This is a genomic window from Rhodococcus sp. PAE-6 (genome assembly GCF_025290685.1).
Classification (GTDB): domain Bacteria; phylum Actinomycetota; class Actinomycetes; order Mycobacteriales; family Mycobacteriaceae; genus Rhodococcus; species Rhodococcus pyridinivorans.
On record NZ_JAOCLZ010000015.1, the window covers coordinates 64,613 to 87,673 of the forward strand.

General features: G+C 63.7%; 13 protein-coding genes and 5 pseudogenes. 8 read left to right on the forward strand and 10 right to left on the reverse strand.

Features of this window, described 5'->3' with window-relative positions; all coding sequences use genetic code 11:
• Positions 1-63 precede the first annotated feature (63 nt).
• Entirely contained in the window at positions 64-204 is a 141-nt protein-coding gene (locus NVV99_RS22515) for a hypothetical protein (protein WP_260783035.1), read from the reverse strand.
• A gap of 326 nt (positions 205-530) precedes the next feature.
• Between NVV99_RS22515 and NVV99_RS27160 the strand changes: the two are divergent.
• The 8 genes and pseudogenes from NVV99_RS27160 to NVV99_RS22555 all read left to right on the forward strand — a co-directional run.
• Positions 531-878, forward strand: a pseudogene (locus tag NVV99_RS27160) (hypothetical protein); the annotation flags it as partial.
• Between the two features lie 12 nt (positions 879-890).
• The gene (locus tag NVV99_RS22525; RefSeq protein ID WP_156666129.1) at positions 891-1,049 is read left to right on the forward strand and encodes a hypothetical protein; all 159 of its coding nucleotides are present in this window, start codon (positions 891-893) and stop codon (positions 1,047-1,049) included.
• Positions 1,037-1,944: pseudogene (gene fdhD / locus NVV99_RS22530) on the forward strand (formate dehydrogenase accessory sulfurtransferase FdhD). Before NVV99_RS22525 ends, fdhD begins: the two are co-directional and overlap by 13 nt.
• A 28-nt stretch (positions 1,945-1,972) precedes the next feature.
• Entirely contained in the window at positions 1,973-2,131 is a 159-nt protein-coding gene (locus tag NVV99_RS22535; RefSeq protein ID WP_156666130.1) for a hypothetical protein, read from the forward strand.
• Positions 2,132-3,522: 1,391 nt separating this feature from the next.
• A pseudogene (locus NVV99_RS22540) lies at positions 3,523-3,942 on the forward strand (transposase); the annotation flags it as partial.
• A 148-nt stretch (positions 3,943-4,090) separates the two neighbouring features.
• Positions 4,091-4,317, forward strand: a pseudogene (locus NVV99_RS22545) (acyl-CoA dehydrogenase family protein); the annotation flags it as partial.
• Positions 4,318-4,504: 187 nt separating this feature from the next.
• Positions 4,505-5,902, forward strand: coding sequence for an IS1380 family transposase (locus tag NVV99_RS22550; RefSeq protein ID WP_064257011.1), 1,398 nt, complete (start codon positions 4,505-4,507; stop codon positions 5,900-5,902).
• Positions 5,903-6,030: 128 nt separating this feature from the next.
• Positions 6,031-7,398: pseudogene (locus NVV99_RS22555) on the forward strand (ISL3 family transposase).
• Between the two features lie 25 nt (positions 7,399-7,423).
• Here the strand turns inward: NVV99_RS22555 and NVV99_RS22560 are convergent.
• The 9 genes from NVV99_RS22560 to NVV99_RS22600 all read right to left on the reverse strand — a co-directional run bounded on the left by NVV99_RS22560 (position 7,424) and on the right by NVV99_RS22600 (position 22,463).
• Positions 7,424-8,491 (reverse strand): IS110 family transposase, encoded by a 1,068-nt coding sequence (locus NVV99_RS22560; protein WP_064061575.1) that lies wholly within the window; start codon positions 8,489-8,491, stop codon positions 7,424-7,426.
• 1,059 nt (positions 8,492-9,550) lie between these two features.
• Positions 9,551-9,820 carry a helix-turn-helix domain-containing protein gene (locus NVV99_RS22565; protein WP_064257730.1) on the reverse strand — a complete coding sequence of 90 codons (270 nt, stop codon included), beginning with the start codon at positions 9,818-9,820 and terminating at the stop codon, positions 9,551-9,553.
• A complete protein-coding gene (locus NVV99_RS22570) occupies positions 9,817-10,704 on the reverse strand; it encodes a replication initiation protein (protein WP_064257729.1) in 888 nt (295 codons plus the stop codon). The genes NVV99_RS22565 and NVV99_RS22570 overlap by 4 nt, the downstream gene beginning before the upstream one ends.
• A 413-nt stretch (positions 10,705-11,117) precedes the next feature.
• On the reverse strand, positions 11,118-13,109 hold the full coding sequence (locus NVV99_RS22575) for a cutinase family protein (RefSeq protein ID WP_064257728.1): 1,992 nt from the start codon (positions 13,107-13,109) through the stop codon (positions 11,118-11,120).
• 194 nt (positions 13,110-13,303) lie between these two features.
• Positions 13,304-14,098 (reverse strand): hypothetical protein, encoded by a 795-nt coding sequence (locus NVV99_RS22580; RefSeq protein ID WP_064257727.1) that lies wholly within the window; start codon positions 14,096-14,098, stop codon positions 13,304-13,306.
• Positions 14,099-15,913 (reverse strand): hypothetical protein, encoded by a 1,815-nt coding sequence (locus tag NVV99_RS22585; RefSeq protein WP_064257726.1) that lies wholly within the window; start codon positions 15,911-15,913, stop codon positions 14,099-14,101.
• A 54-nt stretch (positions 15,914-15,967) separates the two neighbouring features.
• The gene (locus NVV99_RS22590; RefSeq protein ID WP_219130580.1) at positions 15,968-16,876 is read right to left on the reverse strand and encodes a peptide transporter; all 909 of its coding nucleotides are present in this window, start codon (positions 16,874-16,876) and stop codon (positions 15,968-15,970) included.
• Positions 16,876-17,586: a ParA family protein gene (locus tag NVV99_RS22595; protein WP_026061884.1), complete on the reverse strand. Its 711-nt coding sequence runs from the start codon at positions 17,584-17,586 to the stop codon at positions 16,876-16,878. Before NVV99_RS22595 ends, NVV99_RS22590 begins: the two co-directional genes overlap by 1 nt.
• Before the next feature lie 4,532 nt (positions 17,587-22,118).
• On the reverse strand, positions 22,119-22,463 hold the full coding sequence (locus NVV99_RS22600; RefSeq protein ID WP_064257745.1) for a hypothetical protein: 345 nt from the start codon (positions 22,461-22,463) through the stop codon (positions 22,119-22,121).
• Between the last annotated feature and the right edge of the window lie 598 nt (positions 22,464-23,061).

Here is a 23,061-nt window from a genome sequence, read left to right on the forward strand (position 1 = left end):
GTGGACAACCGGGATGAGACGCCCGGAACTCACCCCTGCCCGCAGCCGATCACGCCGCGCCCATCACGCCGACGCCACCCGCCGAAGGCTCATCGGTGGATCGAGGCTAAAGGACTTCTTGATGTCGACCAAGCGCAGCGACGGTACGGAGGGGTATCCGGTCGGCTGCGGCAGATCGATCGAGCCCTGCGATACCTGATCCACGCTCACTCCATGCTTATATAGGAACGTCCATGCGTACTTAGGAATGACTATGACCCGGGTCACGCCAATTTGTCAACACCACCTCAGTGGAGACCTCCCTACCCCAGTCCCCCATCTCGCATCATCCGTCCCATTTCAGCCGCCCCTCGGTCCCTGCGTCGAGGCAGCAGTATCCCGTTCAGGGTGAAGCAGGCCCACGAATGCGTGACCTTATGCTGAACCCGAATAGATCTGCCGCGGTGAGTCTTTCGGTCGATTGAATTCTGCGGTAACCTACCTCCAGACTGGTGAACCCTCCGTCAACAACCTCCTGCAGTTTTAGAGCCGGAAAAGCCATGTTCGCGGTTAACAATCTGTACTGGTTGCCGGTGCCTGGGGGCGGGAGATCCTACAGCTCCGGGCCACCGGGTAGATCTGATCTTCGAATGGACCCGCCCCGACGGAGCCGTGGAGGAACGCCGGGCCGAGAACTTCCGGTTCGTCTCCTATCCACCCCGGCCGGCAACGTCGCCGCCTACTATCCCGAAACCAATCCCCTCGTCCCGTTGGATCACGTGGCCCGCAAATCCAACACCCCCGTCTCCAAGGCGATCACCATCCGCCTCGAACCCCACACGAGATCCAAGGACACACCGGAGATCTCCCGCCGTGAACTCGAACCCACTCCCATCTAAGGCCGATGTCCGATGCTGACCTTGATCGCCCACGCCGTCGTTGCGGCCATCCACCTGCCGTTGCGCTACCTCGGGGTGTCCGTACCGCTGCCTGCACCCGGGATCGAACAGCGAGTACCGGTAGGCCATTACGGCATTCACGAAGATGGCTTCGATCCATGGGACGAGTAACCACCCACACCCGCATCACCCGACTCGAGGCGCAACGCCGGTCGGTGCGATCGGACACCGTGGTCGTCGAAGAACCCCTCGAACTCCGCCTCAACGGCACCGCACTGTCGGTCACGATGCGCACCCCCGGCTCCGACATCGAACTCGCCCAAGGATTCCCGCTCACCGAGGGCATCATCACCGACCGCGACGCCATCACCGCGATCCGCTACTGCAACAGCACCGACGAGAACGGACGCAACACCTACAACGTCCTCGACATCGACCTCACCCCCGGCGTCGACCTGCCCGAGACCGGCCTCGAACGCAACTTCTACACCACCTCCTCGTGCGGGGTGTACGGCAAAGCCTCCCTCGATGCGATCCGCCAACGCACCCGCCACTCCCCCGCCCACGACCCCGTCGTCGTCGATCCGGGCGTCCTGGTGACGATGCCGGACACGCTCCGACACGCCCAGACGACCTTCGACCGCGCCGGGGGACTGCACGCCGCTGGCCTGTTCACTACCGACGGTGACCTGCTTGACCTGCGCGAAGACATCGGACGGCACAACGCCGTCGACAAGATCATCGGCTGGGCCGTCGAAAATCGACGGTTAACGCTGCGCCGCACCGTGTTGGTCGTGGGCGGACGCGCCTCCTTCGAACTGACCAGAAAGCCGTCATGGTCGGCATCCCCATCCTGGCCGCCGTCTCCGCCCCCTCCTCCCGGGCCCTCGACCTCGCCCACGACGCCGGACCGACCCTCGTCGGTTTCCTCCGCGGGAACACCATGAACATCTACACCCACCCGAACCGGCTACACAGTTGCGACCGATCCATCAATGCTTCGCTCCTCTGCACCAGAGCCCGACCTGACCTGCCCCTTCGACCATCTGTACGAGAACACAGATAGACACTCCCATCGAGCACAGGACCTCCAGATGACATACCGCCGCAAGACCGTCGACCCCGTCACCGACAACAACGCTCTCACCGACACCGACCTCGCCGCAGTGGTCGAGGCTCTGACCGGCGAATCCTTCGACTATGCCGAATCTGACTCAAAGCACCGCGCACCGCGACGTGACACTCGCCGCTGATCACCGAGGCCGGGACGGTCGCGAGGACCCCTCGACTGGGCGGCCAACCCTGGACACCCCGCGTATCACCGGATCGACGGCTCTCGGTACTCATTCCATTCCATACCGGGCCCGGCCCCTCGGCATGAAACGCACACCGTCACGTCGGTACTGCTTTTGCTGACGATCCCCACTCGTCGCCAGCAATGCTGGCAATGGTTGCGTCCCACGCTCCGCGTGCAATGCGTGCAATGCGTACACGCGCTGTTCCTGCCATAGAAGACCTTCGTGTCAGCCCGTCTTGCCGGTCTCAGCGGTAGGCTCGGCAGACGGTGATCGCGTTCGTTCTAGGCTCGGTAGCCGTGCAGGCCTTCATCGACGAAAACACCGTCCGCGGCATCATGGTGGTCGCTACGGTGGCCGACCCGTCCGCTGGACCGGGCCCGTCGGACATTGACGGCGTTGCGACTGAAAGGCCAAGAACGCATTCACTTCAAGTCCGAGCGCGACACACGCCGGCGTGCGATCTGCTCGGCGTTGGTGACCTTGGATATACACGTCCGCGTCTACCATGCCGCCGAACTCGCACCCAAAATCGGACGTCCCCGATGCCTCGAAGCACTCGTCGGCGACCTGGCCGAGCTACCGCTCTCCCGGTTGGTGCTCGAGGAGGACGATTCGACGGTCAGGTCCGATCGGCGAGTCTTGTTCGATGGCACCGGCAAGCACGGGCTGCGTGACCGGCTGACCTATCACCATCTGCGGGCCAAGCAGGAATTGATGCTGTGGATTCCGGATGCGGTCGCGTGGTGCCTGGCCAAAAGGGGGCGAATGGTCCGCTCACGTGCGGCCGCTGATCGGCAAGACGATGATCGTGGAATAGAAACGCGAAACCCGGCTCGCCAACCGTCCGGAAGGCTGCCGGGTCCACTCCACCAGTGCTACTGCCCTGGGCACAGTCCACGATGCCAGAGCCGGCGAGTGTGCGCAACTACGTGCGCACTCGTGCGTAACTTCGGCGGTGGTGACGGTGCAGGCCGCGCGGTCGACTCCCATACCGCTGCTGGTGCCGGATTCGCAGACGGAACTCGGTCGGTCCGACCGTTCAGCGTTGCAAGGGCCATGGCGGTGGGTCCACTTTCCTGCTCCAGCGAACGGGAAGCTTCATCACTTCCGGGGAGCTTCTGCCTGTTCAACCTTCAGTAGCTCTGCCAAGGCGTCCTTCACGATTGTAATCTGCCATAGTGCTGCGTCTTTCGAAGGCTCGACCAGGGTAAGTCCCAGGGAGTGGTGGGAATCGGTTGAGGGCATCGGGCCAGGTCCGTGGCGTGTCGCTCCCTCGCCGAGAGTGGGCCATCGCGTAGTGATCAACGAGTTACCGACCAAAGTGACGCACAGAAAGCAACCACGCGATGACCCACGACCATTCTGCACTGCTCGCCCAACACGACGCACTCACCGGTGCCGACAGCGCCACCGTGTTCGCCGAACTGATCCGCACCGGCCTGCAGGCGCTGATCGAAGCCGAAGCCACCGACAAGCTCGGCGCCGGCCGCTACGAGCGCACCGACACCCGCACCACCCATCGCAACGGCCATCGCACTAAGACCGTGGCCACCACCAGCCGCGATGTGGAGGTCAAGATCCCCAAACTGCGGTCGGGGTCGTTCTTCCCATCCTTGCTGGAGCGGCGCCGCCGCATCGACAAGGCCCTGTACGCGGTCGTTATGGAGGCCTATGTGCACGGCGTCTCCACCCGCAGCGTCGACGATGTGGTCGGCGCGTTGGGGGTCAGGTCAGGGATTTCGAGGTCGGAGGTCTCGCGGATCTGCGCGGGCCTCGATGGTCGTCGAATCATCCTCGACATCGCCTCTCAGGCAAAGGAAACTGACAACTCAACGCCGTGATATACCGAATCGCGCTCATGCGCGAGTCTCTCTACGACCACTGGCGTGACGGGATGCGTACGCTCCACGGCACGGCAACAAGGCCGCCGCCCCGTACGCCTCGGCCGCCAAGGTGTCAGTTCCCCGCGTGGTGCTGGAAGTCATCGACCGCGCCATCCAGTCCACGGCGGTGCCGGTGTGAGCGACGACGTCCCCCTGGCCGTGATGTACGGGTGACACCGCGCCATGCGCATCGTCGACGGCCCCAACGAAGTCCACGTGCAGGCCCTCGCCAAGAACGAACTCCGCAAATATCGGTAACCGTCGCGAAGGGTGGCCGGCGAGCGGAGACCGTAGCGCCTGAAACCCAAGACCTGAAGGCCTTAGCCTCAATCCACCGACGGCAATGTCCGATAGCGGCGTGTCGAATTGAAGAAAGTGCCCCCTGAACTGGGATGATTGATGTTCTTCAGGCAACAATCGGTCCGGTTCGAGAAAGGCACTTCCGGTGCAAGTGTCCCACAGGTTCGGCGCGAGGTCCGCGATGTTCGACGACGACAACCTCGTGTCCTACGGCGGCCTGGTGCCGGTGATGACGTTGGCCGAACAGACCGGCCTGCCGCATCTGCTGGCCGAGAAGGTCACGATCACCACCTCGAAGATCACATCCGGAGCGGCGAACCCGGCCCCGAAACTGACCACACTCATCGCCGGAATGTGCGCCGGCGCGGACAGCATCGATGATGTCGATGTGCTGCGCTCCGGTGGCATGACCACCCTGTTCGATCGGGTGTACGCGCCGTCGACAATCGGAACCCTGCTGCGCGAGTTCAGCTTCGGACACGCCCGCCAACTCGAATCGGTGCTGCGTACACATCTGGCCGCCCTCTCGGACCGGGTCGATCTGCTGCCCGGCGGCACGAAGCAGGTGTATCTCGACATCGACTCGCTGCTCCGCCCGGTCTACGGCCACGCCAAGCAGGGCGCGAGCTACGGACACACCAAGATCGCCGGCAAGCAGGTGCTGCGCAAAGGTCTGTCCCCGCTCGCCGCGGTGCTCAGCACCGACGACTGTGCCCCGGTGATCGCCGGGATGCGACTGCGCTCGGGCAAGACCGGATCCGGCAAGGGCGCCGGGCACATGGTGGCCGGAGCGATCGCCACCGCCCGGGCCGCCGGTGCCACCGGACGCGTCCTGGTGCGCGGCGACTCCGCCTACGGCACCCGCAAGGTCGTGCGCGCCTGCCTGCGCACCGACGCCCAGTTCTCCCTGGTGATGACGAAGAATCCGGCGATCAAGAAGGCGATCGCCGCGATCGACGACAACGCATGGACGCCGGTGCAATACCCGAACGCGGTCCGCGACCCCGACACCGGAGCCTGGATCTCCGACGCCGAGGTCGCCGAAATCTCCTACACCGCCTTCGCCTACACGAAAGACCGCACTACCGCCCGATTGGTGGTGCGCCGCGTCAAGGACGCCCGCTATCCCGATGCCCTGATCCCGGTGTGGCGGTATCACCCGTTCTTCACCAACTCGACCCTGCCCACCACCGAGGCCGACCTCGTCCACCGCAGACACGCGATCATCGAAACCGTGTTCGCCGACCTGATCGACGGTCCGCTCGCCCACATGCCGTCCGGGTCGTTCGGGGCGAACTCCGCCTGGGTGCTCTGCGCCGCGATCGCCCACAATCTGCTGCGCGCCACCGGCGTCCTCGCCGGCGGTCGATACGGCCGCGCCCGAGGAGCGACGCTGCGCCGCAAGATCGTCGCCGTCCCGGCACGCCTGGCCCGGCCGCAACGAAAGCCGATCCTGCACCTACCCAGCCACTGGCCGTACGCCTCACACTGGTTGCAGTTGTGGCGCAACACGATCGACTATCGGCCCTCTGTGGTTGCCTGACCTCAACCATCCCCGACACCGTCGGTCGAACTCGCTCGCAGTGGAAAAGCGGCTCTTCGCACTTGGTAGGGGCTGGTGCCGATCGACCCCGTTGCCGTGTCGGTGATTGAAAAAGGGCCCGCGCCCTTGTGAGCTGGGTGTTCTCAGGCATCCAGGACAGCAAGGAACGCGGGCATGCACCACGGTAGTTCATTGCTGCTCGATCTCGACGGCGTCATCGTCGAATCGGTGCAGCGCACGGTCGAGGGCAGCCGGATCGTGCAGATCGCAACGGCACCCGAATGGGTCGGGGTCTGCCCGCAGTGCGGGCAGAAGTCCACGCGTTCGAAGGGTTGGGTCACCACCAGACCGCGGGATGTGCAGGTCGGACCCGACCGTCCGCTGTTGGTGTGGCGGAAACGGAAATGGTTGTGCACCAATACCTCCTGTGCCCGTAAGGTGTTCACCGAGTCGACGCCGGGGGTGCCGTCCCGGGCACGGGTCACGCCCCGAGCGAAGGCGCTGCTGGTCGAGGCGGTCCTCGACGGGGACCGGTCGGTGTCCGCGGTCGCCGGCGACTACGGGTGCGCCTGGCACACTGTCCACGGCCACCTCGTCGTGGTCGCCGACGCCGCCCTGGCGACGAACCCGAACCGGTGGTCGTCCTCGGGATCGATGAGACCCGACGCGGGAAGGCGAAATGGGAAACTTGCCCCGAGACCGGGGAACGGAGATGGGTGGACCGGTGGGACACCGGACTGGTCGACCTGACCGGCGATCAAGGGTTGCTGGCGCAGGTCAACGGACGCACCTCCGCCGTGGTGATCGACTGGTTCGACGCCCGCGACGAGGCATGGAAGGCGCAGATCACCCATGTCGCGATCGATATGTCGTCGGTGTATGCGAAGGCGGTGCGCGAGGCACTGCCGCACGCGCAGCTGGTGGTGGACCGGTTCCACCTGGTCAAGAAGGCCAACGAGATGGTCGATACCGTCCGGCGCAGGGTCACCCAGGCCGAGCGGGGTCGGCGCGGCCGCAAGAGCGATGTCGAATGGATTAATCGCCGCCGGCTGCTGCGGGCCGCGGAGCGCCTAACCGATGAGCAACGATCGACACTGTTCGAGAAGCTGACCTCCGCCGACCCGCACGGGGACATCGCCGCCGCATGGATAGCGAAGGAACTGCTGCGCGATGTGTTGCGCTGCACCGACCGTGGTGGTCTGCGATACGAGATCCGAGATGCGCTGCACCGGTTCTACACGTTCTGCGCGGCATGCCGGGTCCCGGAGATCGGCAAGCTGGCGACGACCATCTCGGCGTGGCAGGAACCGATGATCCTGGCGATCACCTCCGGCCTGTCGAATGCGCGCAGTGAAGGCTACAACCGCATCGTCAAGCACGTCGGCCGCATCGCGTTCGGATTCCGTACCCCGGAGAACCAACGCCGCCGGGTACGGTGGGCCTGCACTCGTCGATCACGTCGGGTCGCATCCAGCCGGCGCCAATGCCACTGCTAACTGCGACACTCCTATTGACTTGCTGTCAAGCGGCGGTCGTTTGGCGTCGAGGCTGCAGCGTCTGGACGATGAGTGGATAGAGCTGCCGAACGAGATACCGTTTCAGGCAGCGGATGATTTCCATCTTCGTCTTGCCTTCCGCGATCCGTCGTGTCGCGTAGTTACGGGTCTGCTGGTCGTAGCGCAGCCGCACGAGCACGATGTGGTAGAGCGCTGAGTTCGCCTGCCGGTCGCCTGCGCGGTTGAGTCGGTGACGGTTGGTCTTGCCCGACGACGCCGGTATCGGACAGGCTCCGGCCAGTGCCGCGAACGCGGCTTCCGAGCGTAGCCTGTCAGGGTTGTCGCCGGCGGTGATCAGCAGCTGCGCCACGGTGTCTCGGCCGCAGCCGAAGACGCTCATCAGGTCCGGGGCATGGTCTTCGAGTAGCCGTTGCAGGTGCCCGGACAAGTCCTCGATCTGCTCGGTCAGTGCTTGCCAGCGCCGCGCCAGCAGCCGCAGGCTGTAGGCCGTGGCCTCGGCTGCGGTCACCGGCGCAGGTGTCGGTCGTGACGCCGCCAGCGCAGCGATCAACTTGGTGTTCGACAGGCCCCGGTAACGCGAACGCAGCTCCTCTGGCGCCGTGATCAGCATGCCCTTGATCTGGTTGATCGTCGCTGTCCTGGCGGTCAGTGCAGACGACCTCGAGGTGCGCAGCACCCGGAGCGACTCCACCAACCCATCGCCACCCTTGGGTGCGGCGCTGGCTCGACCCGACAGCACCGCCTCAGCGGCCGAATAGGCGTCGAAGGGATCGCTCTTGCCGCGAATCCGGCGATCGAACCGGTTGGGGCGGTTGACCTCACTGACCGCGATGCCCGCGACCTGCATCGCACGACTGACCCCAGCCCCGTACGAGCCGGTGCACTCGATGCCTACCTTCACCAGCCCAGGCCAGGACCGCAGGAACCGCAACGCCGCCTGGTAGCCGGCCGCGGTCGCTGGGACCTGTACATCTGCCAGTCGTCGTCCGGTGGCATCGATCGCTGCGACGTGGTGGGTGTCGGCGTGGGTATCGATTCCGCCGTAGACCTCGAGGTGATCCTGATTCACCATGGGACTGCGCCCTTCCATCTTGTCGGGTGCGCAGTCCGGCCGGGCGTCAGTCAGTTCACTATCGGGGATCTCGCCAGACTCCTATCAGGACATGACGGCCCGCCGGGCTGCACTCAAACGAGTGAGCCGAGCCGGTCGACACGTCGCAGACAGGACAGCCACCAACCTGCAGTGGCGTCAGAAGAGCCGTGAGCCAGACCCGCCCACCAGACCCATCCTGCGCCCACCGAGCCGAGACCGTCACGCCCATCAAGGAGTCAGACCAACCGGTCCACGAGATCCATAGTGAAGAGCCGGAAAAGCTGGGTAGACCAGCGGATACCCCCCCGGTCTCGGCCACCACCGGACCGCCGTGCACTTCCGAACGCCTACATCAACGGCCAGTCGGTGGATTCAGGCTTAGATGTAGGTATTCGCAGCGCCTAATCCAGCCGAATGCACAAATCAGAGCAGCGGTCTTCAGCCGCGCGACGAGTGTCGCGTTTGACGATCCGCTCATGCGACACGCTGCGCGGCCGGTGACGCGGTTACGACCCACGTGAAGGTTCGATTCGCGAGCTCAGGCGGCTGGGTGGTTGCCGAGGTACTCGTCGATAGCCGCCTGGATGACCGCGCTCATCGGTTGCCCATCCGATCGGCATACTCCGCCAGTCGCTGCCGATCGGCGTCGGTCAGTCGAACAGCCAGGGGCCAGGTTTCTTCGGCCGCGTCCCCACGGCGCGGCCGGCGGGGGCGATAGCCCGGACGAACCTCCACGGAGTGATCGACCACCTCGTAGGCGCCAGCCTTTACGGCATCAGCAATGCCGCGCATAGTGCGCTTCTCGATCTCTGGCGTTGCTCATATTCCCTCCCGCTGCGTTCTCTGACGCGTCGACTTCAACGACCATCAGTCCGTCGGGGACGCTAACCCACCACTATGGGCACTAATAGTCCATATGACAGCTAATATTCCATATGATACCGGAACATGTCGTATCACTGAACCGAGAAATATATTCATGAACAACGTGGGCGTGCTGGCTCAGCGCTGACATCAGTGTCAACACTCGGCAATTTACTAGTGCTTTCTTTTCGCTTCGCGGGCATCGTGCAGGATCCTGCCGACCGCGCCGGTGGAGATACCCATTTGGTCGGCGATCTCGCGGTACTTCATCCCCTGTTCACGTAGTTCGACGACTTGTGTACGGCGTGCTTGCGCGCGTTCGAGGAAGTCTTTTCGGGGCTCGGCTACTAATCGCCGGGCGGTGCGTTCGGAGGAGCCGAGCCGCTGCGCGAGTTCTTTGGCGGTGATGGCTCGGCGTTGCTTCGCCCTCGCTCCGCCGGTCACAGCGCGTACTCCAAGGCCGTGGCCAGATCGAACTTGGTGGCGCGTTTACGGTTGGCCTCCCGCTTGGCCTCGGTCATGACCTTGCCGCCTTTGCTGCCTCGTACGGCCTGACGGGCGCGGAAGGTGGTCTCGTCGAAGTTGCGCCAGATCCATTTGCCGATGGAATACGCGGTGGCGCGGACTTCGACGAAGGGCAGCGGGTCGGTGAACTCGGTGTTGACGGCGTGGCAGCGTTGCAGCACGAGCTGGAGCCACTGGTTGAGGGTGTCGTTGCGGTGGCTCCACCACTGCGGATAGGCCCACTTGCGGGCGGTGTCGAACATGGTGACGTTGCGGCCCAGCCCGGCAGAGCGGTCTGGTCGGCGCGGCGCCTGACGCGGGGTGTGGATGGTGACCAAGTCCCGCAAGGCGTACGGATCGGCGGTCCCGTAGAGGGTTTCCCAGTCGGGATGAATCGGATTCTTGGTCAGCTGCCCGCCGTAGGAGAAATCCCCACCTACGGACAGGCATAGGCCCCGCTCGATGCGATGCGCCAAGCGCAGGGGCATCATGCGCGCCGAATCGGTGCGGCAGATGCGGTTGTCGCCGAGCCACCAGCCCAGGTGCGCGCGACCGGACGGGGACTGGGACACCCAGCTCGGTGCCGGATGATCCGAGGGTTTTTCGAACGCCCGCAGCGCCGCGTCGGGGTGGTCGCAGTCGATGACGATCGATCCGAGCAAGGCGTGTGGGGAGTGCTGGATGTAACGCATCGTCAAGGCGTCGTCGCGGCTCATCCTGTATTGACCGTGTTCGAGTTGCTTCGTCGCGAACGGACGATGCGGAAGGAGCACCTCGCTGCCCCACTGTTCATCACTGAGGAGCAACACCTTCGCGGTATCCATGCCGAATACTGTGCATCACCAAGATCATTTGTTCGGGTAGGCCAAGCCGAGCCATATCAGGTATCCCCGGGGAGTCCTTGGTCCCCGGACCTCTCGCCTCGCCGAGCTCGACGAAAGCGAATGCACCCCAAACCACGAGCACAGCCTTGTTCACGACGTCCACCGCTCTGCCGCCGCAGCCCGCACCGCCTGAGTGCGCAGCAGGCCACGACCTATTTCCCCGCTACTCAACGCGTCAGGACGGTGCCCGATGTGAAACAGGCCGTCGATGTGAGGGCACGCGAACACCGCCAGACCCTTCTCCCCCCGGTGACGCTTTCGGACCGCCCGCGCGTCACCACGGGTGAGATATCCCCGGTGAGCGCATGGAGCGCACCAGATCCAGCGGGCAGACGGATTGTGGGCACGGGAACTCATACGGCACGTCCGATCTGAAGATTGAGCCAGTCGGAAAGCCACTGGATGGCATTTCGCCCGGCGTTGTCGACCACGAGAGTGTTGTAGTTGGTGTGAGCACCGGAGGTGAAGAAACTCGCAGCACTGAGCCCTTCACTGACCAGTGCGGCAAGATCCTGAGCACCCGGGGATTGCGAGAGCGTGACCACAGAGTCCGACAGCTGCGGAAGATCCAGGTTCGCGGCCTCGGTGGTGATACTCGTCGACACCGCGTTCGTCTGCTTGCCCAGCAGCTCCGGCGGGGTCTTGGTGGCCTTACCCGAGAGCATGTCAACCGCAACCGATGCCAGATCCAGCCCCACCGGCAGCAGGCCGGTCATGGCAGCCCCCGCACCGATTGGATCAGGCGCGATCCCCGGCGGCGGGAAGAGCTTTTCGAGAGCTGCCCAGGCGATCTCCTGAATCTGGCCGACGATGTTGGCCAGCCTGATCACATCGACGTTCGACAAGATCGACGCCACGAGGGCAGCGATCTGCGTCGCGCCGGATGGGTCCGGGATGACCGCAAGGATGTGCGAGACCCATCGCATGTCGACCTCCGCGGCCATCGTCACCAACGGCGAGAATTGGTTGTTCAGCTCGCCTGCGATCTGGTGGGCTCCGTGCGCGTCGAGCGCAGCGACCTTCTGCGGCAGCAGGGTCAGGTTGTTGAGAATGCCGGGCAGGTCCAGGGAAGTCACGCCGGTCGCGACGTTAAGAACCTGGTTGACGACCACGGTCGGTTTGAGCACCGACAGCACACTGGTGGCCGAACTGAGCGCCTCAGCGGGGGTGGAAACCAGCGGTCCGACCTGGCCGGTCAGCAGGTTTGCATTGTCGGCAAGCGTCTGGATCTCGGGCGCAGAGGACGGGAGGCTGGCGGAGGCGCCCCCGGCAAGGGTACTCGCGGTGTCCGCGATCTCGAGGGCCGCGTTGAAGGCACTTTTGAGGTCGGATTGCCCCGCGCGGGTGAGGACTTCACCAGCAGTGTGCTCGGCGGTCCCGACCGGCGCGGCGAGGAGCTGGCCGTTCGCCGCGGGGTTCGCTGCACCGGAACTGAGGAGATCGGTCAGCGGAGCGAGGGTCTTCGCGATGGATCGGGCGGTGTCGGCCACCTGGTCGATATCGACAGTCGGTGCCGTCAGCTGCTGCCCAACAGTGGCCACCTCGGTCCCCAGGGCCGGCAGATCCGCATCAGAGAAGTCGGAGGTCAGGGCCGCGGCGAGCTGCGTGTGGACCCCAGATTCCGCAGTGGGGACAGCACCGACGCTCGAGCTCTTGCTCAGGATCGACCCCAGTGAGCCGAGCAACGGGCTCGATCCCTTCTCGATCGAGCAGTACAGATCCCCCGGGTCGCAGATCGAGGCGACGCGGCCGGACAGGGCCCCCATTCCCTGGGGTCGCGGATCAGCGATGCCTTGCCCGGACGTGCGCGGGCCCACGGTCGCTGACCCTTTCGTTCCTGCCCCAGGATCTGCCAACAGACCGACTGCGAGTACACGGCTGGCGTCGACGGGCCCTCTACCATTGCCGATGTCGGAAGCGATGTCGCCGGCGGCATCGGCGCCCTGCGAGTAGCCGATCATCGTGAACTTGGTTCGGGGGCACGAGTTCGCGACGTCTGCGAGGACCTGCTTGGCCTTCGACACCGCGTCGGCCTTGCTGTCGGCGTAGGTGTGGCCGTTGTCGAAGGCTCTGGCCATGTACGGCAACGTGTAGACCTCGACGGCACTGCCGTGGGTGTTCTCAAGCGCGTCGGCGATCGGCTTGAGCATGCCCACCGGCTGACTGGGGTCTGCGTTTTCGTCGGTCTCCCAGGTGCCGGGAATGAAGAGGTTGAACGTCGCCGCGCACTTGGTCGGAGCCGCATGCGCGATCACAGGTGCAGTGAGTAGCGCGCTTCCGCTCGCGACGGTCGCGGTGGCAACCAGCGCAACAGTGCGGCGGGACCTCGAATGTCTGACAGGCATGGGTACCTCTGATGACCGAATGGGGATGTGCCTGCATACGTTCACCCACAACCGGGGTTTTTCCCAACGGGGTGAACTACTTCTCGGACCCGCTTTTCGCTGCTTGAACCGCGCACATGACCGGCCTCAAAGACACGCGCCGAACCGTGGAGGGGCCGCCCCGCATAGCGGAAGCGGCCCTCGGTGACCTTGCCTCAGTGCCAGGTGACGTCGATCTTGTCGATGGCGTCGAAGTGGAAGCCGAACTGATCGCTGTAGACATCGAATCCCTTGTTCTCGGGATAGTCGATCGTCGCGTGGCGTTCGAGGATAGCAACGACTCGGGCTTGGTCGTCGTTGGCCAGCGCTGCAGCCAACGCTTGCGATTCTGCGGCACTGAAGGGGATATCGGAGTTACCGAAATCCAGTGTGCGGGTGCGGTAATCGTAGCCGGATTCATCGCCGTTGCGGACGTGCACGCGTCCGGTGACCCGGATGGTGGCGATCTTCGGTGTGCCGTCGGGGTTGAGAACCCCGGCCTTGCCCATGATGTCCTTGGCCTTGACATCCTTGAGTTTCGACCGTGCATCGTTGCGCAGCTCGTTGGTCTTTCCGGAGATGTACTTGCGTACCGAGGACGGGCTGCGGCCGATCTTCTTGGCTACCTCGTTCACTCCCCCGAGCCGTGCGATGGCGGCGCGACGTTGGGCCAACTCGACCACCTCGGCATGGGGGATGCGTCCTTGCTGCGCCCAGCGGCGCAGAGTCCGGTCCGACGGCGGTGTACGGCCGGCATCGATGGCGGCCTGCCGCAAACCGTCGTTCCCGATCTCGGTCCGGAGCTGTCTGACCGAGACCCTCGAGGTCAATCCGGCCAGCCCCCTACTTGTTTGTTGTGCTTTGGCGACTCCCTCGGCTGCCGCAGCCGCAACAGTGACGTTCATACCGTCGAGGCCGACGGTTTTCTGCGGGACGGATTTCGACCGCGGCTTCGGTAGGTGCAGTGCCACCTAGTCCTCCTGGTCCGGTGAACCGTAGGCTGCGGCGATCGCGAGACGAACGTCATGGGTGGTCTCTGCGGCCGCGAACGCCAGGAGCATCTCGTCGGTCAGCGCTACTTGCTTCTCCAAGGTCATCTTGCCGAGCGCGTCGCTGTCGTCGGCGAGATCCTGCTCCTCCCCCACTAGATACACCCAGGAGTCGGTCATGGTGCGGATCGGCCAGCGTCCGGTTTCACGGGCGATGCGCATCGCCACTCGGCGTCCACGCCAGCGGCAGTGCGCCATGATCGCCGCACGCCACAGGGGCTGGTGGTGGTGCTGCATGCGGGTGGCGGTCCACATGTCGGGGTTTACCATCCGGCCGACGTAGCCCTTGTAGCAGGCGCCGAGGAACCGTTTCATCGCTACATCGCCGGTCTCGGCCGTGACAGCGCGGGCCTCGCGCAGCACTTTGGCCCACTTGTCGAGGGCGCGGCCTTGTTCTTCGTAGACCCAGGCCTCGGTGATGTCGAGGTCATCGACGTCCAGGCCCATCCCGCCGTCTGCGATGGGTGCGCACAATCCGTCGAGGCTGACGGTGGTGATCCATGTTCGTACGGGTTGGTCGTCGAGCATCGCCGGGTGCGGCAGCGGCAGTTTTTCCGGCAGCGCGTACTGCGCGGCGGCGGGCAGAGTCACGCGCCAGATTCCGAATGCCGGCTTGTCGACTGCTGCCGCGGCCGCGGCGTCGGCACCTAGGAGGTTGCGGATTCGGCCGTAGCCGAAGGACAACATTCCTGCGGAGGCGAGGTAGGCGGCGCGCTGGTCGATGGTGACCAGTGAGGTGGCACCGTCGAGATCGTCGGTATCCGGGATGCGGGACCAGCCGGCGGGGGGTTCGAAGTCTCCGCGTGGGGCTCCGTCGATCGGTGGGATCGGGCCGCCGGCGGTGACGACGATGCCCTTGCCGGTGCGGAGGCGTTCGCGGCGGATCTTGTCCAGGACTGCAGCGCCGGTGCGGGCGGGAGTCGGTCCGGGCAGGGTGTCGAGGTGTTTGATGGACCAGGCGAGGCGGCGGCCGAGTTCGCGGGCGGCGGGAAGGTCGTCGTCAGGGAGATAGGTGCCAGCGGCGGGATTGCCGAGGATGCCCATGTCTCCGACACGGTTTCCCCAACCGAAGTCCTTGTTCCAATACGTCCATACGTAGGGCTCGAGGACGAGGTCGACCATCTGGGTGGCCTTGCCGACCTTGCGGATGAGGTGGATGACGTAGCCGGGGTCGCCGCGGAGTTCCCATCCTGCAGCAATCAGAGGCGGCAGGGTTGCGGCGATGGCGTGGGTCAGTTCGGTCGCTGCGCGTTGACGGAGTTGTTCGAGGTCGTCGACGTCGTCTTCGCTGCCGGGATCGATGGTCCATCCGAGCTGGGCGCAGGAGTCGATACCGACGAACCACACCTGGGCGGTGAGTCCGTGGGGGGTCAGCGCTGCCCAGTGCAGCAGCTTGTCCAGCTTCTCGATCGAGTCGACCGGCCCGGTCAGCCGAACGCCCGAGGGTGTGTACGTCGCTGCGGCGGTGACAATGATCGCGTGACCGTCCGCGTCCTCGGTCACAGGCAGGGATTCCCACGGGCGGACCTCGGTCGCCGGCTTCTCCACCTCATCGATGTCGGCAACGTCAACGGGGTCGGGTGGGGCGGTTTCTGCATCGGCCGACTGCAGGTCGTCCTTTGCTGGTGGCGGTGGTGCCTCGGTCGCTGTGTCTTCGGGTGCGACCGAACCGTTCAGCGGCTTTTCAGGTTCGGGGTCGAGGTCGAAAAGGGCGATCTGGTCGTCGATTCCGCTCATCGGCTCACCACTGCAGTCCTTCTGCGATCCACCGAACCTGTCTCCGAGTCGCGGTTACCGGAGCTCGAGTGCATCGATGAGCTTGCGGCGCTCGTCGTCGGTGAAGTGCTTCCGCACCGCCGCGGCCAGCACATCCGGATCCGCCCCCAGACGCTTGAGCGCCTGAGCCACCTTGTCCACCGGCTCGAGCTTGCTCGCAGGCTCTTTCGGCTGCGGCGCGTCGGGCTCCGCAGTCTCTGCGTCGGCTTCCGGCTCCGGATTCTGGGCCGCTTCCCACGCCGCGACCTGCTCCTCGAGCGGAACCCGGGCTAACGAGCGGGCCTGGCGCACAGCGAGATCACCTGCACGCAGGGCTGCTTGCAGCTCGGGGGCGAGTTTGAGCAGAGCGCGGCGTTGGGACACCCAGCCTTTGGACCGGCCGAGTTTCTTCGCTGCCGCGTCTGCGCTCCCGAACTCGGAGACCATCAACTCGACGGCCTTGGCTTCTTCGAGGACGTCGAAGTCGCGGCGGTCGATGTTCTCACTCGTTGCCGCCCACAGGATTTCGCCCTTGTCGACGGCGATGCTGTCGCGTAGCACCACATCGAGGCCGGGGCGGCCGTATTTCTGGGCGGCGGCGAGCCGGCGGTTGCCGTTGACAACGATGTACTGCGCTGCACCGAGGTCGTCTTCGTCTTCGGGCCACAGTTTCAGCCAGGCTGTGCGGCTGACGACGGTGCCGGGTTGCAGCTGCCGGTCGGCGATCGTGGCCAGATCCGACAGATCACCGAGTTCGTCGCGCGGGTTGCGGGGGTTGGCGATGAGCTGATCGACCGGAACATCGGCGAGCAGTTGGCCTTCGAGCGGCTCGATCGTCGTCTTCGTCTTCGTGGGTGTGGGGGTACGCTTGCGGTCGACCGGAGAATTGTCGCCGACTGCTCCGACGAGGGAGGCGAAGTTCGCGCGCCCACCCTTGGGCGGCATCAGCGACCACCGTCCGCGAGCTCAAGGCTGAGCTTGTAGAAATCCTCCCGCGCCTGCAACGAGACGCGGTTGGCTTCGTACTCGGTGACCACACGGCCTTCGGCAGCGGCGCGGGTGTGGACCTTGTAGTGCCGCACCACCGTTCGCGCCAGCGGCCAGCCGTTGGCCTGGACGAACTCGCGGGTCTGCTCGAGGTCGACCTTGCCGTCGCGGGGATCCCAATTGTTCACCACAACAATGAATTTCTTGCCGAGCGGTTCGATGACCTGCTTGATGGTGCGCGCGGTGGGATCGAAGCACAGCGGTTCGGGTTCGATCGGAACGATGACGAGATCGGCGACCTCGAGCACGGCGCGCAGGGCGTCGGCGGAACTGCCGGTGCCGAGCACATCGGTGCCGTCGTCGGCGCCGGACAGGTCGATCCAGCCCGGGGTGTCGACGTAGACGTGCTTGATGCCGGGCAGCTTGTCGAGATTACGTAGCACGTCGAGGTTGTCGTGGACCTGATCGATCAGAAACGGCAACTCCTCGACGCGCGAAGCCCACCAGACTGCGGAGCCCTGGGGGTCGACCGAGATCGCGGCGACCGGGGACTGAACATCGTCGTCGTCACCTGCGGTGAGGACATCCGCTTTGACGGCGGCGAGGTTCATGGTGAGCGTCGATTTTCCGACGCCACCTTTTTGGTTGAGCATGACATGAACAGCCACAGGTTACCTCCGTATGCTTCACCCCAGGGTGGGGCTACTTCGGACTCGCGTCGTCATCGTTTGGCGGAGATGACGATTGCGCCTGCACCACTGTAACGGTTCCGATGCAGTTTCATGAGGCGCGCAACTCGTACAATAGACCCTTACGGGTCTACCGAACAAGCTTTCGCCGTATCATCGCAGATGTGCTTCGCTACCTGACTTTGCACGAAGTTGCCGACCGTGTCGGCATCACCTACAACACCGCCAAAGGCTATCTACGGAAAGGCGTTCTGCCGCAAGCCGATGCGTCGATCGGGCCCCGGTTCGGTTGGCTCCCTGAGACTGTCGACGCGTGGATGGAAACGCGGCCGGGTCGAGGTCGAAGGGTACACAAGGGCACTCCCCCGACTCGAGTCCGCCTCGGTTCTGGGCCGAAAAACTTTGATCGCTTCGGCGTGTCACCGGCACCGTTGCGAAGGCATCATGCATGAGGCGGAACGCGGTGTTGATTCTACCGTTCGAGGGTTACCTCTACCCTGATTCCATTTCGTCACAGTGACGATGAATTATCACGCCGACCGTCATGCGCGACAAAGCGTGCACGATGCTTTTCGGCGCTATACGCAACACTGCCCTGGTGGAACTCGCTGAAGGAGGACAGTATCCCGGCGCTCCTTGCGCCGTCGCCGATCGGCGCATTCCGCTTCAATGGTCGCCCGATACCGTTTGCCGAAGCGGCAGTTTACCGCGGTAAACTGCCGTAGGTTTTGGCCTCGGCGCTCCGTCCATCGACGGATATTATCAGGAAGATCCTCATTTCCATGCCGTTGTCTTGAGCACGCAACCGATGTGTCACCTGCGCTGCTCGTTCATACACGGGTCGACTCAGGGCTCGAACAGCCGAACGCGTGACCTCCCCGGCTCCTCACAACCAAGGAACAACCGAACCTTGGCCGATGCCCGGTGGCACGGATCTAACTACAGTGGCGTTGGTTTCTCAATCCTCCCCGACCACCACTCCTAGCAACCCATCCCTACAAAACTGGACTGCGTGAGTGCATCCGCGGAGTGTCGTCGCATGTCGTGTCTCGATGCGACTGCCTCGTTTACCGCGGTAAACGAGGCAGTCGCAAAGGTCGCCTCTAGCTTGCGTTGGGAGCTCGTCGCGGCCCGCATCAGATGCGCTTCACCTCTGGACAGACAACATCCGCAAGGGGTTTACCGCGGTAAACCAGCCCAGCCTATGTCCTCCAGTGACGAATGTGTGCCGCTCAATCCGCCTTTCCGTTATCCGCCGATATCCGTCCGCGAGATCATGAGGCGTGGGTCGATCTATGCGGGTTTACCGCGGTAAACGAATCCCTGCCCCACTCCCCCGCCTGAACGGGTTTCGGGGCAACCTGTTGCAGCAGAGTCACGGTTGACGGGAGGTGAGACAGAATGCACCGAACGTGCGTCTCGTGTTCGATTCGCCTCTCCCACCGTGCACTGGTGTTGTTTACCGCGGTAAACAACGCGGACCTGTGGTCGGTCCTCCGCGTAGCTCACTCCTACAACCGAGGCTCCGATTCGTGCCGGCGAGAGTGGATCTCACTATAGATACCGAGACGCTCTATGTCAGAACCCCTATAGCCAGTGCGGTTTACCGCGGTAAACCGCACTGGCCCCGGACTATCTGATCGTGTCCTTCTCCAGCTCTAGTGCGCTAGCAGAATCCAACTCGCCTTGGCGGTTTACCGCGGTAAACCGCCAAGGCGAGTTATTCGGGACCGAAGATTACTCGTCTCGACGGAACATACCCTCGATGTCAGTGACCTGTCCGAGATGCGATGTCTCTTAGCGGTCTGGGTGCAACCGGCAAGGAAGGGGCAATGCACTGAACAAGCCGAGATGCGAACAGCGGAGCAGGACTGTCTTCCGCGGTACTGGTTTACCGCGGTAAACCAGTACCGCGACAACATTGATCAAGCTCGCATCCTGGCGCTCTCGCTCAGGAGATTCTGTTCCTGGTTTACCGCGGTAAACCAGGAACGGTTCAGGGGTGGACGTCGACTGGACACGGACTTGCTGTTTACCGCGGTAAACAGCGGGCCGCTGCAAGAAGATCGTTGATGCGAAGCGCAACCGATCGAAGGGCGCAGACGGTCGAGCAACTGCCATGGTCGGTGAATAGCCGGCGAGAGGATTCGCTTCTTGCCCGTGGTTTACCGCGGTAAACCAATTAAGCGGAGGCAGGGTATCCCGCCGTCGAGCAACTCAGAGGTAAGCCGGTGGTCGTCGAGCCTGTCGTTTACCGCGGTAAACCGAAGACACACCTAAGGTGGTTTGGGCTCGTCCGAGACGTGCTTTTGAACCACCTTGCCGCCTGACCGCGATAGCACAGCCTAGGAGCCCATAGCGGGCTCGGAAGTGATAGCCATCACCGCCACGGAGAACAGGACGAGATCACTGGAGATCAGATGAGGGGGTGGAGAGGTCGGGTTTACCGCGGTAAACCGCGGAGTCAACTCCTACGCGAAGACGCACCTTGGCAATAGCCCACTCCGCCGCACAGGGAAATCTCATGGTTTACCGCGGTAAACCATGGGCACGCACTCATCGCTGGGCCGACACACCGCTCAAGGATGAGGTCTGGGTTCGTCAAACTTACCTGCTGGTGGCGACACTCGAGCGTGCCGTCAGTCAACACATTCCGGGCGTCCTAAGCGCGTTTCTCTTGCAACACGCTGCGGATCCGCGCCATCGCGGTACGCCGAACGCTTTCCGATGCAGTCTCTTGCGCTCGTTCCACCATCGCGAGTGCAGCTGCATGACGTTCGGCATCGCGACGTCGTTTCGCGGCCTCGGCACGCTCGGTGGGGGAGGGGAGTGACCAGTCGATCGCGGAGAGTCTCCATCGAAGGTATCGGACAGGATGCTTTAGCGAACCTCGCGTAGGCCACATCCAACCACGTCGCCGAGTGTCTTCAGTGAGCGCAACGGCGATATCGCGACCACTCCAACGCTCCGGATCGACGTAATGGTCTCTGAGAGCCTCACAGACGGACCCGATATGCTCGCCGGTGTCCAGACATGGAGCATGCGCAATTAATCCCGCAGCAGCCTTCTGGAGGCTGATTGGGCGCGGCTCTCGGGGCTGTTCTTGAGAGTCATCCTGCCAGCGCGCGCTCGCGCGCGTTGTCTTGTACTTCTTAACAGAAGTACAAGTACTAAAAGATAGAGCAACAGATTGGGGGCCACGGTCCCGGCTCTGGGGATAACGCGGCCGCCGCGGTTCGTTGGTTGCCGCGGGCGTCCTGGTCCAGCGCTGCGCGGGAGACGTCGCCTGGGGCAGGCGGTCGCGGGTGGTCCGAAGGACGACTGATCTGGGGGAGAGCAGAGCCCAGACGCTGGTGGCCTTGATCTGTTTACGTCCATGATGCGCTTCAGCTGCCCACTGTTCGAGTGTACGTAGGAAACGTCCTCGGACCATCTCGCGGGCCAACCCGAACTCGACCAGCACTCGTCGAGCGCGCTTGAGAACAGTGACAGACACCCCTGCGCGTTCTGCGAGTACTTCGCGGGACGCTGTGACGCGTCGGCCTGTCCGCTGATCCGCGAACGATGCCATGCTCACCGCGACGGCAAAGACACGTTCGGGGTCGGCGTGATGGCGCCGGCAGAGATTTCTGCCCTCTTCGCGGTTGAGAATCTCGCGGACTTGGCGTTGCCATTGTGTGCGACCTGACCATATTGGGGTTTTGGCCTGCAATTGCGGCGAGACGGGAATTGACCACGTGCGGCCGCGCTGATCGCTTTCCTCATTCATTTTTTCGACGCGTTCGATATTTTCTTTAGCCCGAGATACGGCGTCGGAATATTGAATATCGCCGAAATTGGCGACAGGGGAAACGGCGAATTCGTCCTCTGGGCGTGTGATCTGCTCATCGGAGGTCGTCGAAAAGGTTGTTTGCTGTTCAGGGCATGGGGTACCCTGAGACGTACCAGGCACGGTAAGTCCCTTCGGGGAATCGGGGATCTCGGCAAGGAAATCCCTGGTGAAAGCACAAAATGGAGTCGAAGCGGCAACTTCGTCCCCAAAAGGACACCTGACGGTGAGGGTGAAAACTAACGCCGTTAGGTGTTCGGAGTTCCGGTCGATCTCGGCAAAGTTCGACCGAATGACGAGCCTCCGCAAGGGGGCTTTGTCATGTGCTGTCCAAGCGTCATGTAGTTGTGTGCGATGGGTACGGTTCGATCTCCTCCCGTCGGTTTATATTCCTGGCAGTAATTTCATCACATGATCCCTCTCATGTCGCGCACCGGCTCGAATTTATTTTCACGGGTCGATGGTATGCGAGAGTCGGGCAGACGCATTGACGGACTGTAATTACGAATCGTGCCCTCACATCCCCGATTTCGCGGAGACCGGTGAAATCAGGGGGAGGGAGTGAAAGATCAGTGCCTACCGTACCCGGCGTGCCGTGAGCCATCTTGCAGCGACATCGGGCGCGGTGCGCACTCGAGGGCGGGCGCCGCGCAGGTCGTAGGCGAACCGGCGGCGCACGTTACTAGCTGACAGTGAGACGGCCGAAGCACGCGATCGGACCGCTCTCGACGTCCTCGAATCGCACAGGAGTGGCGTGGATGATCCAGGGCGGAGCGTGTGTACAGGTGTGGCCGTAGACGAAGTCGCCGACGAGCACGTCGTGGAGGAGAACACGTCCCTCCGCGCGGTGGATGTCGGCAGAGATGGGCTCCTTGGACTCTCCGAGGGAGTAGGTCTCTGCGCGCCGTGCTCGGGTGAAACTGCGTCGAGGAGTCCGGGGGTCGAGAAGTCCGGGGGTCGAGGAGTCCGAGGGTAGTGCCTTGGCTTCGATGAGTCGCTGGGCGGTGGCGGATGGAGCGTACTTCATCCGTACGGAGTAGGGGACAGGGTCCGGCGTGACGCCTGCGCTGCGCGCACGATCGCAGTGGGTGACCTCGAGTTGCTGGTGTCGCGCGGGAGAGCGGACACGGATCTCGGGGCGATTCAGGGTGTCTGCGAGTCGGGTGTACTAGTGGTTCGTGCGTCGCCGACAGGGTCGCCCGGAGGTGCCTCACGCGTGCAGGAGAGTTGACGTTCGTCGTGCGGCAGCTTGAATTCAGGGAACCTGTCCGGGATGAGCACCTAACTGGGCGGAGTCAGCTTCGAGTGGGTCGGTGTCGACTCGAGTGGGGGAGTGGCCTGGTGAACGCAGCTGCGGATCGGTGCAGTCCGCGGTCCGCGTTCGGGTCTTCGCGATGCGGGACCCGTGCCAAGGCTGGTCTTGCTGGAAGGACGAGCCGTAGACAGTTCTTGTCGCCCAATGATGAGGAAGGGCTCGATCAACCCGTCGCTACTGTCGGGGCAAGGGTTCGGGTTCTATTGGGCCTTCGCTGCAGTGTCTGCGGTCCCGGTCAAGCCCCAGAAGGTGGTGTAGGACGGTGATCCCTTCTCCTGTCCTGACTATGCAGCAGGAATCGCGGCAGCAG

What these genes read in the sequence shown, in the direction of transcription:
- NVV99_RS22525 (WP_156666129.1), top strand. Translation starts at nt 891, where the DNA reads ATGCTGACCTTGATCGCCCACGCCGTCGTTGCGGCCATCCACCTGCCG.
- NVV99_RS22535 (WP_156666130.1), top strand. Translation starts at nt 1,973, where the DNA reads ATGACATACCGCCGCAAGACCGTCGACCCCGTCACCGACAACAACGCT.
- NVV99_RS22560 (WP_064061575.1), bottom strand. Translation starts at nt 8,491, where the DNA reads ATGGTGAATCAGGATCACCTCGAGGTCTACGGCGGAATCGATACCCAC.
- NVV99_RS22570 (WP_064257729.1), bottom strand. Translation starts at nt 10,704, where the DNA reads ATGGATACCGCGAAGGTGTTGCTCCTCAGTGATGAACAGTGGGGCAGC.
- NVV99_RS22575 (WP_064257728.1), bottom strand. Translation starts at nt 13,109, where the DNA reads ATGCCTGTCAGACATTCGAGGTCCCGCCGCACTGTTGCGCTGGTTGCC.
- NVV99_RS22585 (WP_064257726.1), bottom strand. Translation starts at nt 15,913, where the DNA reads ATGAGCGGAATCGACGACCAGATCGCCCTTTTCGACCTCGACCCCGAA.
- NVV99_RS22590 (WP_219130580.1), bottom strand. Translation starts at nt 16,876, where the DNA reads ATGCCGCCCAAGGGTGGGCGCGCGAACTTCGCCTCCCTCGTCGGAGCA.
- NVV99_RS22600 (WP_064257745.1), bottom strand. Translation starts at nt 22,463, where the DNA reads ATGAAGTACGCTCCATCCGCCACCGCCCAGCGACTCATCGAAGCCAAG.